Origin of the sequence: Lentzea sp. NPDC092896 (assembly GCF_044754905.1) — a bacterium.
Taxonomy (GTDB): domain Bacteria; phylum Actinomycetota; class Actinomycetes; order Mycobacteriales; family Pseudonocardiaceae; genus Lentzea.
Genome location: NZ_JBIVPX010000007.1, coordinates 366,600 through 383,456 on the forward strand (window position 1 = coordinate 366,600; position 16,857 = coordinate 383,456).

The 16,857-nt window shown below is 69.3% G+C and carries 13 protein-coding genes; 8 read left to right on the forward strand and 5 right to left on the reverse strand.

What is annotated here, in order from left to right; all coding sequences use genetic code 11:
- Positions 1–3 precede the first annotated feature (3 nt).
- Positions 4–3,579, reverse strand: a complete 3,576-nt coding sequence (gene metH, locus ACIQF0_RS32075; protein WP_401035651.1) for a methionine synthase — start codon at positions 3,577–3,579, stop codon at positions 4–6.
- Positions 3,580–3,738: 159 nt separating this feature from the next.
- Between metH and ACIQF0_RS32080 the strand changes: the two genes are divergently transcribed.
- The 6 genes from ACIQF0_RS32080 to ACIQF0_RS32105 all read left to right on the forward strand — a co-directional run bounded on the left by ACIQF0_RS32080 (position 3,739) and on the right by ACIQF0_RS32105 (position 11,891).
- Positions 3,739–4,569, forward strand: coding sequence for a patatin-like phospholipase family protein (locus ACIQF0_RS32080; protein ID WP_401035653.1), 831 nt, complete (start codon positions 3,739–3,741; stop codon positions 4,567–4,569).
- Positions 4,570–4,736: 167 nt separating this feature from the next.
- Positions 4,737–6,371: a glycosyl hydrolase family 8 gene (locus tag ACIQF0_RS32085; RefSeq protein ID WP_401035656.1), complete on the forward strand. Its 1,635-nt coding sequence runs from the start codon at positions 4,737–4,739 to the stop codon at positions 6,369–6,371.
- 117 nt (positions 6,372–6,488) lie between these two features.
- Entirely contained in the window at positions 6,489–8,186 is a 1,698-nt protein-coding gene (locus tag ACIQF0_RS32090) for a glycosyl hydrolase family 8 (RefSeq protein ID WP_401035659.1), read from the forward strand.
- A 24-nt stretch (positions 8,187–8,210) separates the two neighbouring features.
- Complete coding sequence (locus tag ACIQF0_RS32095; protein ID WP_401035662.1) at positions 8,211–9,848, forward strand: HEAT repeat domain-containing protein; 1,638 nt, start codon at positions 8,211–8,213, stop codon at positions 9,846–9,848.
- Between the two features lie 23 nt (positions 9,849–9,871).
- Positions 9,872–11,176, forward strand: coding sequence for a serine hydrolase domain-containing protein (locus ACIQF0_RS32100; RefSeq protein ID WP_401035665.1), 1,305 nt, complete (start codon positions 9,872–9,874; stop codon positions 11,174–11,176).
- Between the two features lie 7 nt (positions 11,177–11,183).
- Positions 11,184–11,891 carry a MerR family transcriptional regulator gene (locus tag ACIQF0_RS32105; RefSeq protein WP_401035668.1) on the forward strand — a complete coding sequence of 236 codons (708 nt, stop codon included), beginning with the start codon at positions 11,184–11,186 and terminating at the stop codon, positions 11,889–11,891.
- Here ACIQF0_RS32105 and ACIQF0_RS32110 read toward each other — a convergent pair.
- Genes ACIQF0_RS32110 through ACIQF0_RS32120 form a run of 3 tightly spaced genes read right to left on the reverse strand, consistent with a single transcriptional unit; the run spans position 11,888 to position 14,174 of the window.
- The gene (locus ACIQF0_RS32110) at positions 11,888–12,493 is read right to left on the reverse strand and encodes a TetR/AcrR family transcriptional regulator (RefSeq protein WP_401035671.1); all 606 of its coding nucleotides are present in this window, start codon (positions 12,491–12,493) and stop codon (positions 11,888–11,890) included. The two genes, ACIQF0_RS32105 and ACIQF0_RS32110, sit on opposite strands and share 4 nt — an antisense overlap.
- Positions 12,490–13,449: a zinc-dependent alcohol dehydrogenase family protein gene (locus ACIQF0_RS32115; protein ID WP_401035673.1), complete on the reverse strand. Its 960-nt coding sequence runs from the start codon at positions 13,447–13,449 to the stop codon at positions 12,490–12,492. Before ACIQF0_RS32115 ends, ACIQF0_RS32110 begins: the two co-directional genes overlap by 4 nt.
- A 47-nt stretch (positions 13,450–13,496) precedes the next feature.
- Entirely contained in the window at positions 13,497–14,174 is a 678-nt protein-coding gene (locus ACIQF0_RS32120) for a hemerythrin domain-containing protein (protein ID WP_401035676.1), read from the reverse strand.
- A gap of 50 nt (positions 14,175–14,224) precedes the next feature.
- Here ACIQF0_RS32120 and ACIQF0_RS32125 point away from each other — a divergent pair, with 50 nt between their 5' ends.
- Positions 14,225–14,827, forward strand: coding sequence for a TetR/AcrR family transcriptional regulator (locus ACIQF0_RS32125; RefSeq protein ID WP_401035679.1), 603 nt, complete (start codon positions 14,225–14,227; stop codon positions 14,825–14,827).
- On the opposite strand, the gene ACIQF0_RS32130 is transcribed toward ACIQF0_RS32125, so the two are convergent.
- Positions 14,824–15,888, reverse strand: a complete 1,065-nt coding sequence (locus tag ACIQF0_RS32130; protein WP_401035682.1) for a class I SAM-dependent methyltransferase — start codon at positions 15,886–15,888, stop codon at positions 14,824–14,826. The genes ACIQF0_RS32125 and ACIQF0_RS32130 overlap by 4 nt on opposite strands.
- Before the next feature lie 95 nt (positions 15,889–15,983).
- On the opposite strand from ACIQF0_RS32130, the gene ACIQF0_RS32135 reads away from it, so the two are divergent.
- Positions 15,984–16,832 carry a DUF5829 family protein gene (locus tag ACIQF0_RS32135; RefSeq protein WP_401035684.1) on the forward strand — a complete coding sequence of 283 codons (849 nt, stop codon included), beginning with the start codon at positions 15,984–15,986 and terminating at the stop codon, positions 16,830–16,832.
- Positions 16,833–16,857 lie beyond the last annotated feature (25 nt).

The following is a 16,857-nucleotide window of genomic DNA, read 5'->3' on the forward strand; positions in this document are numbered from 1 at the left end:
CCGTCAGGCGGGTTCGTAACCGAGGTTCGGGCGCAACCACTGCTCGACTTCCGCGAGCGGCTTGCCGTACCGCGTCGCGTAGTCCTGCACCTGGTCGCGGCCCAGTCGCCCCACGGTGAAGTACTTCGCGCCGGGGTGCTGGAAGATCAGGCCGCTCACGCTCGCCGCCGGGTTCATCGCGAACGATTCAGTGAGCGAGATCCCGATTTGCTCCTCCGCGCGCAGCAGGTCGAACAGTTCGCGTTTCACGGTGTGGTCGGGGCAGGCCGGGTAGCCCAGCGCGGGCCGGATGCCGCGGAACTTCTCCGCGTGCAGGTCAGCGAGTTCCGGCTCGGCGTCCGGCTCGAACCAGTCGCGGCGGGCGCGCAGGTGGATCCACTCGGCGAACGCCTCGGCGAGCCGGTCTGCCAGCGCCTTCACCATGATGGCGCGGTAGTCGTCGTTCTGGGCCTCGTACTTCGCGGCCAGCTTGCCGGCGCCCAGGATCGTCACGGCGAACCCGCCGATGTGGTCGCCCTCGGGCGCCACGTAGTCCGACAGGCAGCGGTTCGGGCGCGACAACGGCTTCTTGGTCTGCTGGCGCAGCATCGGGATCCGCACGCCGCTGTCGAGCAGGATGTCGTCACCGTCGGAATGCGCGGGCCAGTACCCGTACACGCCCTTTGCCTCGAACAATTCCCCGGCGACGATTTCGTCCAGCAACGCGATCGCGTCGTCGTACAGTTCGCGCGCCACCGGCTGTTCGAGGATCGCCGGGAACTTGCCTTTCAGCTCCCAGGCGAGGAACAGGAACGTCCAGTCGATGAACTCGCGCAGTTCGCCCAAAGTCGGCGTCATCAGTCGAGTACCGGTGAACTGGGGAGTCGGCAGATCGGAGAAATCGACCTCCTCCCGATTTGCCCGCGCTTCGTCGACCTTGAGCAAAGGCACCGACTTGCGGTTTTCGTGCTGCTCGCGCAACCGGGCCTGCTCCGCGCGGTTCGAGATGTTCAGGTCGTGGGCGCGACGGTCGTCCAGCAGGTCGGAGACGACGCCGACGACTCGTGAGGCGTCGAGGACGTGGACGACCGGCTCGTCGTACATCGGCGCGATCTTCACGGCGTTGTGCTGCTTCGAGGTCGTCGCCCCGCCGATCAGCAGCGGCAGCTTCATGCCGCGCCGCTGCATCTCCTCGGCGACCGAGACCATCTCGTCGAGCGACGGCGTGATCAGCCCGGACAGGCCGATGACGTCGGCCTGCTCCTTGATCGCCGTGTCGAGGATCTTCGCGGCGGGCACCATCACGCCGAGGTCGATCACCTCGTAGTTGTTGCAGCCCAGCACGACGCCGACGATGTTCTTGCCGATGTCGTGGACGTCGCCCTTGACGGTGGCGAGCACGACCTTGCCGTTGCCCCCGGCCGTGGCCTTGGGCTCGGCGTCCATGAACGGCTCCAGGTACGCGACCGCGCGCTTCATCACGCGGGCGCTCTTCACGACCTGCGGCAGGAACATCTTGCCCGCGCCGAACAGGTCGCCGACGATCTTCATGCCGTCCATCAGCGGGCCCTCGATGACGTCCAGCGGACGCGGGAGGGACGCGCGGGCCTCCTCGGTGTCCTCTTCGATGAAGTCGACGACGCCGTGCAGGATCGCGTGCTCGAGCCGCTTGCCGACGGGGGCCTCGCGCCAGGACAGGTCGACGACGCGCTTCTGGCCGGGGCCCTTGACGGTCTCGGCGTGCGTGACGAGCCGGTCCGTCGCGTCCTCGCGGCGGTTGAAGATGACGTCCTCGACCAGTTCCAGCAGGTCGGCCTTGATGTCCTGGTAGACGACGAGCTGACCGGCGTTGACGATGCCCATGTCGAGGCCGGCCTGGACGGCGTGGAACAGGAACGCCGAGTGCATGGCCTCGCGGACGACGTCGTTGCCGCGGAAGGAGAACGACAGGTTCGAGATGCCGCCGCTGATGCGGACCCCGGGACATCGTTCCTTGATCCGCGGCAGGGCGTCGATGAACGCCCTGGCGTAGCCGTTGTGCTCCTCGATGCCGGTCGCGACGGCGAGCACGTTCGGGTCGAAGATGATGTCCTCGGCCGGGAAGCCGACCTTCTGCGTCAGCAGGTCGTAGGCGCGGCCGCAGATCTCGACCTTGCGGTCGGTCGTGTCGGCCTGACCCTGCTCGTCGAACGCCATCACGACGACACCGGCGCCGTAGTCGCGGATCGTGCGGGCCTGCCGCAGGAACGGCTCCTCGCCCTCCTTGAGGCTGATCGAGTTGACCACGCCCTTGCCCTGCACGCACCGCAGGCCGGCTTCGAGCACGGTCCACCGCGAGCTGTCGATCATGACCGGGATGCGGGCGATCTCCGGCTCGGTCGCGATCAGGTTGAGGAACGTCGTCATCGCCTGCTCGCCGTCGAGCAGGTCGGCGTCCATGTTGACGTCCAGCAGGTTCGCGCCGCCGCGCACCTGGTCCAGCGCCACGGTGAGCGCGGCGTTGTGGTCGTCGGACTCGATCAGCCTGCGGAACTTCGCCGAGCCGGTGACGTTGGTGCGCTCACCGATCATCACGAACCCGGTGTCGGGGCCGATCTCGAACGTCTCCAGGCCGCTGTAGCGGGTGGTGTGGCGGTGCTGGACGACCTCGCGCTTGGTCTCGCCCCTGACCGCGTCGGCGATGGCCTTGATGTGCTCGGGGGAGGTGCCGCAGCAGCCGCCGACGACGTTGACGATGCCCTTGCCCGCGAAGTCCTTCAGCAGGGCGGCGGTCTCGTCCGGCGTCTCGTCGTAGCCGCCGAACGCGTTGGGCAGGCCGGCGTTCGGGTGGCAGGCGACGTAGGTGTTCGCGAGTCGCGCCAGGTCGGCGACGTGCGGGCGCATCTCCTCGGCGCCCAGCGAGCAGTTCACGCCGACGATCAGCGGCTCGGCGTGCGCGATCGAGTCCCAGAACGCCTCGACGGTCTGGCCCGACAGCGTGCGGCCGGACAGGTCGACGATCGTGACCGAGATCCACAGCGGCAGGTCGGGCGCGACCTCGCGGGCCGCGGCGATGGCGGCCTTGCAGTTGAGGGTGTCGAAGATCGTCTCGATCAGCAGCAGGTCGACGCCACCCTCGTGCAGGGCCGAGATCTGCTCCGCGTAGGAGGCCTTGACCTGCTCGAACGTGACGGCGCGGAACGCCGGGTCCTCGACCTTGGGCGACAGGGAGAGCGTGACGTTGAGCGGGCCGACCGAGCCCGCGACGAACCGGCCGCCGAACTCGTCCGCGGCCTGGCGGGCGAGCCGTGCGCCGGCGATGTTCATCTCGCGGACGCGGCTCTCCAGCCCGTAGTCGGCCTGGCCGATCGAGGTGGCGGTGAACGTGTTGGTGGTGGTGATGTCCGCGCCCGCCGCGAGGTACTGCCGGTGCACGTCGAGCACCAGGTCCGGGCGGGTGAGGTTGAGCAGGTCCGGGTCGCCGGCGACGTCGGGGACGTGGCCTTCGTACTCGTCGCCGTAGTAGTCCTGTGGCGAGAGCCTGGCCTGCTGGAACATCGTGCCCCAGGCGCCGTCCAGCACTGCGATTCGCTGGTCCAGCAGGGATTTGAGTCCACTCACGCGCGCTCCCGAAAGGTCCGGAAGCGCCCTTGTCCGTGGTGGAACGAAGCCGAGCGTGGCAGGCGTCCCGGCCCGTTGCAGCGCTTCTCGGTTTCACTTTAAAGGCTACCAACCTAGACCATTCCCCAGGAACTCGTCTCACTCCATAGGATGGGCGCCGTGACCGGAAAACGCGCGTTGGTGCTGGGTGGCGGTGGTGTCACCGGAATCGCCTGGGAGACCGGGATTGTGCACGGGCTTGCCGAACAGGGCGTCGACCTGACGGACGCCGACCTCTTCGTGGGGACGTCGGCCGGGTCCGTGGTGGCCGCGGAGCTGGCGGGCGGTGGTGTGCTCGCCGACCTGTACGCGGGTCAGCTGCTGCCGCCGGACGGGGAGATTCCCGCCCGTCTCACTTCGTGGATGGTCGTCAGGTACGCGCTTTCCTACGTGATGCCGGGAACTCCGGCGCGGAAACGGGCCCGTCTCGGGCGTGCCGCGCTGAAGGCCAGCACGCCGTCCGAGGAGTCGCGGCTCGCGGTGTTCGACAGTCGACTGTCCACTAAGGACTGGCCGGAGCGCGCGCTCAAGGTCACCGCCGTGGACACCGCGGACGGGAGGTTCGTGGCGTTCGACCGGGACAGCGGGGTGCCGCTGGTGAGCGCGGTGGCGTCGAGCTGTGCGGTGCCGCTGGTGTGGCCGCCGGTCAGCATCAACGGCAGCCGGTACATGGACGGCGGCATGCGGTCCGTGGCGAACGTCGATCTCGCGGCGGGATACGAACGGGTCGTCGTCATCGCGCCGATCACGCGGGCGGCCAGTGCGGCCGCGACGCCCGCCGCGCAGGCCGCGAAGCTCGGGGTGCCGTCGATCGTCGTGAGTCCCGACAGTGCCGCCCTGGCCGCCATCGGGTCGAACCTGCTGGACCCGGCCAAGCGCAAACCCGCTGCTGAGGCGGGGTACGCGCAGGCCGCCTCGATCGTGGACGCCGTCCGGGACGTCTGGAAGTAGGTTCCGCAACCGGTTTCGGTTCAGATGACCGGTCCACACCTCTTGTCCAAAGTTGACTTGCCCGCCTAGGGTCGCCGCCATTGCCCCTTTAGGCAGGTTTGTTAACCAATTGGCAGGTGGTTGTGGACAGACGAGCGGCATTAGCTGCGGTCAGTGCGGTCGGGCTCGTGATTGGTCTCCTGGTGGCGGGGACGACCAGTGCGACGGCGGCGGATCCACTGGTATCGCAGGGCAAGGCGGTCACGGCGTCCTCCGTCGAGGGCGCCGGGCTGGAGGCGGCGAAGGCCGTGGACGGCAGCACGACGACCAGGTGGGCGTCGGCGGAGGGCAGTGACTCCGAGTGGCTGCGGGTCGACCTCGGTTCGGCGCACGCGATCAGTCGCGTGCGGCTGACCTGGGAGGACGCGTACGCGAGGGGGTACCGCGTGCAGACCTCCCCGGAGGGTTCGGCGTGGACGGACGTGTTCTCGACGAGCGCCGGTGACGGTGGCGTCGACGACTTGACGGTGTCGGGTTCCGGCCGGTACGTGCGGGTTCTCGGCACGGCGCGCGGGACCGCGTGGGGCTACTCGCTGTGGGAGGTCGAGGTCTACGGCGTGGCCGGCGGCACCCCGCCGACGACCACCACCACGACCACTCCGCCCTCGAACGGTCTCGGCTACGCGTTCGGCAGCCGGCAGACCCCGTACGCGGCGGGCATTCTGCGCCCCTCGGGTTCGACGTCCACTTTGGACGCCGCGGTGGTGGACTACTACCAGCGCTGGAAGTCCGCGTTCGTGCGGCAGAACTGCGGCAACGGCTGGTACCAGGTGATCTCGCCGGATGCCGACCACCCGTACGTCGCCGAGGCGCAGGGCTACGGCATGGTCGTCGTCGCCACGATGGCGGGCGCGGACCCGGACGCGAAGAAGATCTTCGACGGCCTGGTGAAGTGGAAGATCGACCACCCGTCCTCGATCAACCGCGATCTCCTCGCGGCCGAGCAGGACGTGAACTGCCGCAGCGTCAACGGCGGTGACGGCGCCACGGACGGCGACATGGACGTGGCCTACGGGCTGCTGCTCGCCGACCGGCAGTGGGGCAGCGCGGGCACGTACAACTACAAGCAGCTGGCGATCCGGCACGTCAACGCGATCAAGGCCAGCGAGGTCAACCCGTCGACGAACCTGCTCAAGCTCGGCGACTGGACCAGCTCTGGCGACCAGTACTACTACCTGTCGCGGTCGTCGGACTGGATGGTCGACCACTTCCGGGCGTTCCGGAAGGCGACCGGTGACGCGGCGTGGGACACGATCCGTTCCGCTCACCAGAACCTGATCTCGACGCTGCAGCAGAACTTCGCGCCGAACACGGGCCTGCTGCCGGACTTCGTGGAGAACACGAACTCACTCCCGCGCCCGCCCGCCGGTCAGGTGCTGGAGGACGCCAACGACGGCAAGTACTGGTGGAACGCCTGCCGCGTGCCGTGGCGGATCGGCGCGGACGCGGTGACCAGTGGTGACTCGCAGTCCCTGGCGGCCGCCCGCAAGCTCAACACGTGGGTGAAGTCCAAGGCGGGCAACAACCCGAACAACATCGGCATGGGCTACCAGCTCAACGGCACGCAGATCTCCGGTGGCAGCGCCGCCGCGTTCTTCGCGCCGTTCGCGGTCGTGGCCGCGACCGATCCGGGTAGTCAGGCGTGGCTGGACGCGTTGTGGACCAAGATGGTCCAGACGCCGATCGACTCGAGCAGCTACTTCTCGGCGAGCATCCAACTGCAGGTGATGATCACGGTCACCGGCAACCACTGGGTGCCCTGACCAGCACTGTTCGATCGCGCAACAACGGTCTGTACCTCTTGTCGAGGGGTCCTGACCTGCATAGCGTCGCCAACCACTCGCATTGACAGCTTTGTTAACTAATTGCTGGAGGCGGTCGTGGGCGGCAGAACAATGGCGTTCGGGGCGGCCGGGCTCGTGCTCGGCCTCCTCGTCGCGGGAACGACCATCGCATCGGCGGCGGACCCTCTGGTCTCCCGCGGCAAGGCGGTAACGGCCTCTTCTTCTGAGGGGTCTGGATTCGAGGCCGCGAAGGCGGTCGACGGCAGCACGTCGACCCGCTGGGCCTCGGTGGAAGGGCACGACCCGGAGTGGCTGAGGGTGGACCTCGGTTCGGCGCACACGATCAGCCGGGTGAAGCTGAGCTGGGAGGCCGCGTACGCCAAGTCGTACCGCGTGCAGACGTCGTCCGACGGCTCCTCCTGGACCGACGTGTACTCGACCAGCGCGGGTGACGGCGGCACCGACGACCTGACGTTGTCCGGTTCCGGGCGATATGTCCGTTTCTACGGCACGGCGCGCGGCACCGCATACGGCTACTCGCTGTGGGAGTTCGAGGTGTACGGCGTGGGCGGCGGAACCCCGCCGACCACGACCACTCCGCCGACCACCACGACCACGACGTCTCCGCCCCCGAGCGGCCTCGGCCATCCGTTCGGCAGCCGGCAGACCCCGTACGCGGCGGGCACTCTGCGGCCGTCGGGCAGCACGTCCACTTTGGACGCCAAGATCGTCGACTACTACCAGCGCTGGAAGGCCGCGTTCGTCAAGCAGAACTGCGGCAACGGCTGGTACCAGGTCATCTCGCCGGACGCGAAGTTCCCGTACGTGGCCGAGGCGCAGGGCTACGGCATGGTGATCACCGCGCAGATGGCGGGCGCCGACCCGGACGCGAAGAAGATCTTCGACGGCCTGCTGAAGTACAAGCTCGCGCACCCGTCGGTCAACAACCCCGACCTGCTGGCGGCCGAGCAGGACACGGCCTGCAAGAGCGTCAACGGCAGCGACAGCGCCACCGACGGCGACATGGACACCGCCTACGGCCTGCTGCTCGCCGACAAGCAGTGGGGCAGCAGCGGCACTTACAACTACAAGCAGATCGCCGTGAAGAACGTCAACGCGATCAAGAAGAGCCTGATCAACCCCAGCACGAACCTGCTGCTGATGGGCGACTGGTCCGGCCCGGACGACAGCAGGAAGTACTACGGCTCCAGGTCCTCTGACTGGATGGCCGACCACTTCCGGGCGTTCCGCAACGCGACCGGCGACTCGGCCTGGGACACGATCCGCGCCAAGCACCAGGACCTGATCGCCACGCTGCAGTCGAAGTACGCGGCGAGCACCGGCCTGCTGCCGGACTTCGTGCAGGACACCAACTCCACCGCCAAGCCGGCGGTCGGCGAGTTGCTGGAGGAGGCCGCGACCGACGGCAAGTACTGGTACAACGCCTGCCGCGACCCGTGGCGCATCGGCGCGGACGCCGCCCTCACCGGCGACGGCAAGTCACTGGCCGCCGCGCGCAAGATGAACTCGTGGATCAAGTCCAAGACCGGCGGCGACCCGAGCAAGATCGCGGTCGGCTACCAGCTCAACGGCACGCAGATCGACAGCGGCAGCGACGCGGCGTTCGTGGCGCCGTTCGCGGTCGCGGCGACCACTGATCCGGGCAGCCAGGCCTGGCTGGACGCGTTGTGGAACAAGATGGTGAACACGCCGATCGCCACGGACACGTACTTCGGCGCGAGCATCCAGCTGCAGGTGATGATCACGGTGTCCGGAAATCATTGGATCCCGTAGATCTTCGAGGGCTTCAATGGAGTGATGGGGACAGCTGGAGCACGCCGCATCGCGAGGCGGGCACACCGGGGGCAGCTCACGTACGGCGGTGAGCTGCTCCTGGACAAGTTGGAACGGGTCGCCGGCGCCGTCGCGGAGCAGGGTGGCGACTGGGTGGCCGTCCAGGCGGTGTGGCTGCACGCCGTGCCGGTGTCCGTTGAGGACCTGGTGCGTGAAGGCGTCCCCACGCGGGTTCTCCAGGTGGTGCGGGCATTCCGGTCGTGGTCGTGGTCAGCACCGGCCCGAGTGAGGCGTGACGCGGAACTGGTGCACGCGGCTCTGCTCGCGGACCGCAGCTTCGATCCACCGCCCGAGACTCCGCCCGATGAGCGCACGTTGACCGAACTGGTCGCGGAGTACCGGGAAACACGGGACTACCGGCTCCAGTGGGCGATCAGCAGGCTGCTCCGCGAGCCGAACACTCGGGGCGGGGCCGAGCTGGCCGAACAGTGGTGGGACTCCGCCGACGACTGGGAGGCCCAGATGGCGGTGCTGGCGGCTCGCGGAGCAGGTCTCGCGGACCGGGAACGCCTGCTGCGCAAGGTGGCCGGTGGAGGTCCCTACGCTGTCGGCACGGCGATCAGCGTGCTGACAGGTGAGGGTGATCAGCGCGAGATCGAGCTGCTGCACGCGGTCCTGACCAGGCAGGAGCCCGTGTGGCAGTGGGCGCGTTCTCTCGCGAAGGGACGGCTGGCCGCGATCGGGGGACCCGAGGCGGAAGCCCTGGTGATGGAGTTCGCCGTCGAACTGACGGACCTGCCGTGGCGCCACGACCGGACCTGGTTGCACCGCAACGCGGCGAGCGTGACTCCGCGGCTGATCGAGCTGCTCTCCGACCCTGACTGGTGGCACGAGGCTCCCGTCGCGCTGGCCTCGTTGCGGGCAGTCGAGGCGGTCGGCCCGATGTGCGAGACCGTGCGCGTCGCCGAGTACCCGATTCCGATGATCCAGGCTCTGGGCGCGATCGGTTCCCCCGAAGCCGGGCCGACGCTGGTGTGGTTGCTCGGGCACGAGAGCGCGGAGGTGCGTGCCGAGGCCTTGCAGGCGCTCAGCCGGACCGGTGGCGCGGACGTGGTCGAAGTGGCGATGACGGCTTGTGACGATCCTGATGTGCAGGTGCGGGACCGGGCGGCGACAGTGCTCGCCCGGCACGCGGACGGCCGCGCGGTGACGACGCTGATCCGGCTCTGCGACACCTGGCACGCGGCTGAGGCGGCGGACGCTCTGGCCCGCATCGGTGACCCTCGCGCGTTGCCGACGCTGTGGAACCTGTTCGTGAACCACTCCGACAGGGCGGCTCGCCATGCGGCGGGACGGGGCCTGGCTCGTATCGAAGGAGATCAGTGGTCCTGGTGGCATTCGTCGGGCGATGAGTGGGTCGAGCGCGCCCGCATGTGGCTGCTCGGCCACAAGCCGGAGTGGAGCCGCAGCCGCCTGGTGGACGGGACCAAGCACGCCAAGGCGATGGTGCGGGTTCGCGCCGTGGAGGCCTTCGGGCGCCTGCGTGACCGTGCCGGCGCAGAGCACGTCCGTCCGCTGGTCGACGACCCCGATCAGCGGGTCAGGTCGGCCGCGAGGAACGTGCTCCGGGTTCTCGAGAGTCCGGGCTTGACCTTGCCCTAGGGTCAAGGTTCGAGGGTAGGGGCATGGACAACGACTTCATCGCCCTGACCGCCGCCCGCTTCGACATCCCCGGCGCCGCCGTCGGCGTCTTCCACGACGGGCGTGAGCACTTCTTCTGCCACGGCGTGACCAGCGTCGAGAACCCGTTGCCGGTCAACGAGGACACGCTCTTCCTGCTCGGCTCGATCACCAAGACCTACACGGCCACGGCGATCATGCGGCTGGTGGCCCAGGGCCGGGTGTCATTGGACGCCCCGGTGCGCGAGTACGTGCCGGAGCTCCGGTTGCTGGACGGCCGCGAGTTCACCGTCCGGCAGTTGCTCAACCACACGTCCGGGCTCGACTGGGGCACGCTGGTGGACACCGGCGAGGGCGACGACGCGCTGGCCCGCCACGTCGGTGAGCTGGCCACGCTGAAGCTGGTCGGGGCGGTCGGCGAGCGCCCGTCCTACAGCCAGTCCGGCTTCAACCTGGCCGGGCGGATCATCGAGAACGTCACCGGGCAGACCTACGAGCAGGCGCTGATGACGTTGTTGCTGGAGCCGTTGGGGCTCGGCAACACGCATTTCGACCGGGACGCGGTGATGACCCGCCGGTTCGCCGTCGGGCACGAGAAGGGCGAGATCGCGCGGCCGTGGCGGCATTGGCGGGCCAACAATCCCGGTGGCGGCATCGCGGCCTCGGTCGCGGATCTCCTCGCGTGGGCCCGTTTTCACCTGAGCGACGGTGACGGCATCGACTTCGCGGAGATGCGGAAGCCCACGGCGTTGTTGCGCGGCAGCAACCTCGGTGACGCCATCGGGGTCGGCTGGTTCCTGCGCGAGATCGACGGCGTGCAGGCGATCGGGCACGGTGGTTCGTCCAACGGGCAGTTCGCCGAGCTGCTGATCGTGCCCGAACGCGGCTTCGCGGTGGTGTCGATCGCGAACCAGGGGCCGGACGGCATCCCGTTCAACCAGGCCGTGGTGCGCCGCGCGTTGGAGGACTGCGTCGGTGTCGTGGACCGCGACCCGGAACCGTTGCCGTACAACGCTTCCCAGGCCGTTGAGGTCTCGGGTGGGTACGACAACGACGCGATGGTCATGACCATTGAGGACACCGGGTCCGGGCTGGTGCTGGAGGTGCTGATCCGGCCGGAGATCCGGGCGTCCGCCGAGATGGACCTGCCCGCCGACCACGCCCCGTTCCCGATGGGACTGCTGCCGCGCGACGAGTACGTGATCACGGACGGCGCGTTCGCCGGGCAGCGGGGGTTCTTCAGCCGCAACGCCTCCGGCGAGATCGTCGGGGTCGATCTCGCCGGTCGGATGTTCGGCCGGGTGCGATGATGCCGCGATGATCACGATCGGCCAGCTCGCCCGGTACGCGGGCGTGACGATCAAGGCGGTGCGGCACTACCACAAGGTCGGGCTGCTGCCGGAACCCGAGCGCGACCACTCCGGCTACCGGCGCTACACCGCGCAGGACGCGGTCGACCTGGTCAAGATCCGCACGCTCGCCGAGGCCGGTGTGCCGCTCGCCCGCGTGAAGGAGCTGCTCGTGGCGGGGGAGCAGGAGTTCGCCTCGTCGATCACCGAGATCGACGAGGCGCTGCGCCGCCGCGAAGAAGAGATCCGGCAGGCCCGCGAGCGCGTGGTGCGGCTGCGGGCCGGCAACGCGCTGTTCGTGACGCCGGAGGCCGCCGCGATGCTGGACCTGTTGCGGGAACTGGGAGTCAGCGAGCGCGGCGTCCGGATGGAACGCGAGGTCTGGGTGCTCATGCAGGCCGTCGCGCCGTACGAGGCGGCGGTCTGGCTCGCGGACAAGACCGAGTCGCTCGCCGACCCCGGGTTCCGGGAGATCTACCTGGCCTACGACGAGGCTTTCGGGCTCCCGGCCGACGATCCGCGGCTGCCCGCGCTGGCCCGGCGGGCGGCGGACTGGCTGGCACGGCGCCCGGTCATGCCGATGGCCGATCCGGAGGCCATCGCGCTGGCCATGGCGGCGGCCGGTGCGTCGTCGCCCGCCTGGGACCGGATGGCCGCGCTGAGCGGCACTGCCTAGCGGCCCAGGTGCCCGTCGACCGCGTGCCGCGCGGCGGTGCGGGCGCCCTCGATCACGGACCTGTTCTGCAGCAACCGGCCCGTCGCGAGCGCGCCGTCGATGAGCAGGCCGATGTGCGCGGCGAGTTCGGCGGGTTCCGAGGCCCCGGCGGCCGCGCTCAGCTCGGTGAGCCAACGCTGACGGCGTTCGGTGTGCGCGACGGTGGCCGCCTGCGCCTGGGAACCCGCCGCCGTCTCCACTGCCGCGCTGATGAACGGGCAGCCGAAGAAGCCGTGCCGGTCGAACGACGCCTCCAGCGCGTCGAACAACCCGACGAGCTGGTCTCGAGGCTCGTCACCGGCGGCGCGCGCCGCGGTCCGCAGCTTGTCCATCCAGGAGTCGTCCGTGCGGCTCAGGTACGTCGCCAGCAGGTCGTCCTTGGTGGGGAAGTGCGCGTACATCGTGGACTTGGCGACGCCCGACTCCGCGATCACCCGGTCCATGCCGACACCGCGCACACCGTCGCGGTGGAACAGCTCCGCCGCCGCGTCCAGGATCTTCTGCTCGGTGTTCGTCCGGCGAGTACGGGTGGCCACACCGGACAGACTAGTGAGTCCGGTCATCCGCCGATCTCCACGGCGACCTTGCCCCGGCCGATCTCCCCGAACGCCTTCTCGACGGCGTCCAGGCCGAACGTGCGGGGCTCCGAAGGCCGCAACTCGCCCGCGTCGACCAGGGCGGCGACCTCCCGCAGGATCTCCCCGTGGTGGGCGCGCCCCTGACCGGTGAGCATCGGCAGCAGCGTGAACACGCCGGAGTAGGTGGCGCCGCGGAACGACAGCGGCGCGATGCTGTGCGTGCCCCAGCCCAGCGCGCTCACCACATGTCCCGTGTAGACGCGAGCCGCGCGGAACGACGCGTCGAGCACCTCGCCGCCGACGGTGTCGAAGACGATGTCGAACCCTTCACCGCCGGTGTGCTCGGCGACGTAGTCCTCGACGGACCTGGCGCGGTCGATCGGGACCGCGCCGAGCTTCTCGACGACGTCGGCGTGCCCCGGCGAGCACGTCGCGTAGACGTCGGCCCCGCGCGCCCGTGCGATCTGGATCGCGACCTGCCCGATCCCGCCCGCGCCGCCGTGCACCAGCACCTTCAGCCCCGGCCGCACCCGAGCCCGGTCGACCAGGCCCTCCCAGGCGGTGATCGCGACCAGCGGAAGCACCGCCGCCTCGGCCATCGTGAGTTTCGCCGGCTTGCGGGCGAGCAGCCGCGCGTCGACGGCGGCGAACTCCGCCAGCGACCCCTGCAGCCCGCCGACCCCGCCGGTCAGTCCGAAGACCTCGTCGCCGGCCTCGAAGCCCTCGCCGGCCGTCTCCACGACACCGGCGAGGTCGAGCCCGAGCACCGCGGGCGGCTCGACCTCCGCGTGGCCGGCCTGACCCGCCGCGATCTTGACGTCCAGCGGGTTGAGGCCGCTCGCCGCCACCCTTACCAGCACCCGGCCCGGTCCCGGCTCCGGCCGGTCGATCTCCTTGAGCACCACCGGCCTGCCGAACTCTTCGAGTACTGCCGCACGCATCCGAACCAACTCCTCGATGTCTTAATCGAACAGACTAGTCCGTTCGATTAAGACGTCAAGCGCAGCGCCCGCATGTGTGTCGCATAGCGCTTCCGGCCGACGAAGCGCCACAGCAGGCGGGCCGGCGGGGGCAGTTCGTGGAGGAACCAGGCGCGCTCGGGTTCGGTCGCGTCTTCGAGCACCAGCCCCGCGATCGTCAGCTTCGCGTTCAGCGACTTGGGGCCGTGCTTCATCGCGTGCTTCTGGGGCGCGAGCCACTCCGGCACGGTGAGGTGCTCGTGGATGAGCGGCAGGACCGCGTTCTCCTCGAGGTCGAGGTGCTCGGTCAACGTCGGCTCGAGGTCGCGCAACGCCGCCGCGAGCCGGTCGCGTGAAACGGCACTCGCCGTGGCCGCCCAGTCCGGCAGCACCTGTTCGATCAGGGTGATGGCCTGGGCGATCGCGTCGTGCTGCTTCTCCATGATCGCGATCAGGTCGTGCTCGACCGGGACGCGCAGGGTCAGCACCGGCCACAGCAGCTCGTCCTCGGCCTCGTGGTGTCCGTGCAGCATGTCGAGCATCAGCCTGAGGTGGCCGGCGAGCAGTTCGGCGCGGGGAACGTCGCCGGGGGCCACGGCCGTGACCAGGCCTGGGAGCAGGGAGAACTCGCGGCGCATCGCGCGGTGGATGACCTTCATCTGCTGGGTCTCCGGCTTGTCCGCCGGTGCGTTCGGATCGATCGGCATGAATTCATAGTAACGGAGTTACTATGAATGTAGGTCTGTACACTCAATCTGTGGCGAAGCAGACCTACACCTCGGCCGTCCGGGCGGCCGCGGCGCGCGAGACCCGTGCCGCGGTCCTGCGCGCGGCGGGAAAGCTGTTCGCGGAGCAGGGTTTCGCGCAGACGACGGTGGCGGGCATCGCCAGGCAGGCGGGCGTCGCGCTGAACACCGTCTACACGAGCGTGGGCGGCAAACCCGCGTTGATCGAGGCGCTGGTCGAGGACAGCACGGGCGACGAGCACATCGACGAGTCGTTGAAGGGTGTGTTCGCCGCCGACGACCCCAGGCTGGTGCTGCGCCTGCTCGCCGAGGGCACCGCGGAGTCGACCAGGCGGCACGAACAGGTGCTCAACCTGCTGTTCGACAACATCACCGCCGATCCCGTGGTGGCCACGGCGGCCTCACGCGCCGTCGAGCGCTACCGCGAGAGGCTGGGGCGCGTCGCCGATCACCTCGTGACGCTGGGCGTGCGCACCGATCGGGAGCGGACCGAGCAGATCCTGTGGTTCTACTTCGGCCGGGGCGGCTGGCGGACCGTGCGCGAACTCGGCTGGGACTGGGCCGAGGGCGCCGGCTGGCTGGCGGACCAGGCCGGCGCCGCTCTGCTGCCCTAGAACATCGTGCGCAGGAAGGCGGGCCCGCCCTCCTCGGCGTTCAGTCCTTTCTCGACGAACGCGATGTTGTGGTGGAACGAGATCCCGCTGATGTTGCGCTCCAGGTAGGAACCCTCGCCGCGCGGGTCGCGGACCTCCGCCTGGTTCAGACCGTCCACGAAGGACTTGAGCATCCCCATCGACGTGCCGGCGGCCGCCTCGGGATGGCCGCCCCAGCTCGGCCAGTACGCGGTCTGCAGGTCCTCCACGACGTAGAGCCCGCCCGCGCGAACGTGCGGGAACAGCGCGTGGAACGAGGTCCGCACGTGCTCGTTGAGGTGGCTGCCGTCGTCGATGACCACGTCGAACGGGCCGAGCTCACGGCCCAGCGAGTCGAGGAACTCCGCGTCGGACTGGTCGCCCAGCACGGTCATGATCCGCGGGCCGCTGACGTTCTTGCGCGCGATGTCCAGGCCGTGCACGAGGCCGCGCCGGAAGTACCGCTGCCACATCCGCAACGAGCCACCGCCGCGGTCAGGGTCGTCGTAGCCGCCGATGCCGATCTCCAGCACCCGCACGGGTTCGGTGCGCAGGCGGGCGAAGTGGCGGTCGTAGTGCTGCGTGTACCAGTGCATGTCGCCCCACTTGTCCGAGCCGTGCTCCACGGCGAGCTCGCCCAGGTCCCGGTGGGCGGGCCGGAGCGCGGACAGCAGCTCCTGAACGGACTCCGCGAGGCCCTTGCGGTCCTGGAACCACCCGCCGATCCCGCGCTCGTCGAGATCGGGATCCGGGGTCGTCACGGCGAGACTCGGCCACGGGCGTTCGTCGGTGCCGTAGAGGCCTCGCACGGCGTCCGCGAGATCAAGTGTGATCACGACCTCCGCGTCCGTGCACAGGTGACGGGTCGTGCGGCCGTCGAAGCCGAGGTCGAGCCGGACGTCGTGCTCGCCGATCTCCCGCAGGACCTCCCCGGCGACGGCCTCGGGGGTGAGCCTGCGGATCGTGTCGTCCAGCAGATCGCGGCCGGCGGTGGCGGCCTGCAGCAGTGGGGCGAGAACCGTCCACCGTTCGGTGTCGAACACTGAGGTCCCTTCGTCTGGCTTGAGTCCGGCTTGAGCATGTCCGTTTTAGGATCGAACGCATGGGGATCCGACGAGTGTTGAGCATGGTTTTGGCCGTGGGTCTGGTTGTGTCTGGTGCGGGATCGGCACAAGCGGGAGAGCGGCAGTTGTTGTACTACAACCACGCATGGGGAACGCTTGATCGCGCCACAGCGGACGCGGTCGAGCACTCGCGTTACCTCAGGCAGTTCGCGGATTTCGAGGTCAGGACCACGACCGGCGCGGACGGCAAGGTCTGGACAGGCCGTTACCTGCGCGGCCGCGAGACCTATCTGGAGGTCTTCGGCATCGGTGACGTGCCGGGCCAGGACGGCGAACTGGGTGCCGCCGGCCTCGGGCTCTCGACCGAGCACGACGGTGACGTCGAGAAGCTCAAGGCGAAGCTGGTCGCCGCGGGCGAGAAGCCGAACGACTTCCTGCAGACCCGCGACTTCGGCGACGGCAAGCCCGTGCCGTGGTTCGACGGCCTGTTCCTGAACGAGACGTACGAGAAGTTCGGCGCCTGGGCCATGGAGTACCGCGACGAGTACCTCAGCGACCCGCGCAGCAACGTGGGGCCCGCGAAGTTCCCCGGCGACGTCACGCGTGAGCGATACCTGCCGGACGCGTACAAGGACAGGGTGATGCGCGACATCACGCTCATCCGCATCGCCGTCACGGCCTCGGACCTGGCGGACACCGTGCCGCTGCTGCGGGCGGGCGGCTTCTCGCTGCGCACCGATCCGGGCTCGGTCGTGGCCTCGCGCGGTGGCACCACGATCCGCTTCGACGAGGCGCCGATGGGGCAGACCGGGCTCCAGCGCGTCGAGTTCGACCTCAACCGGCCGACCGCACGGCACGTCGAGAAGCTGGGCACGTCCACGCTGGTCGTGGGTCCGGGCAAGCGCGCGGTCTGGACTTTCTGACACCCTGGTCCAGAAGGACCAACGA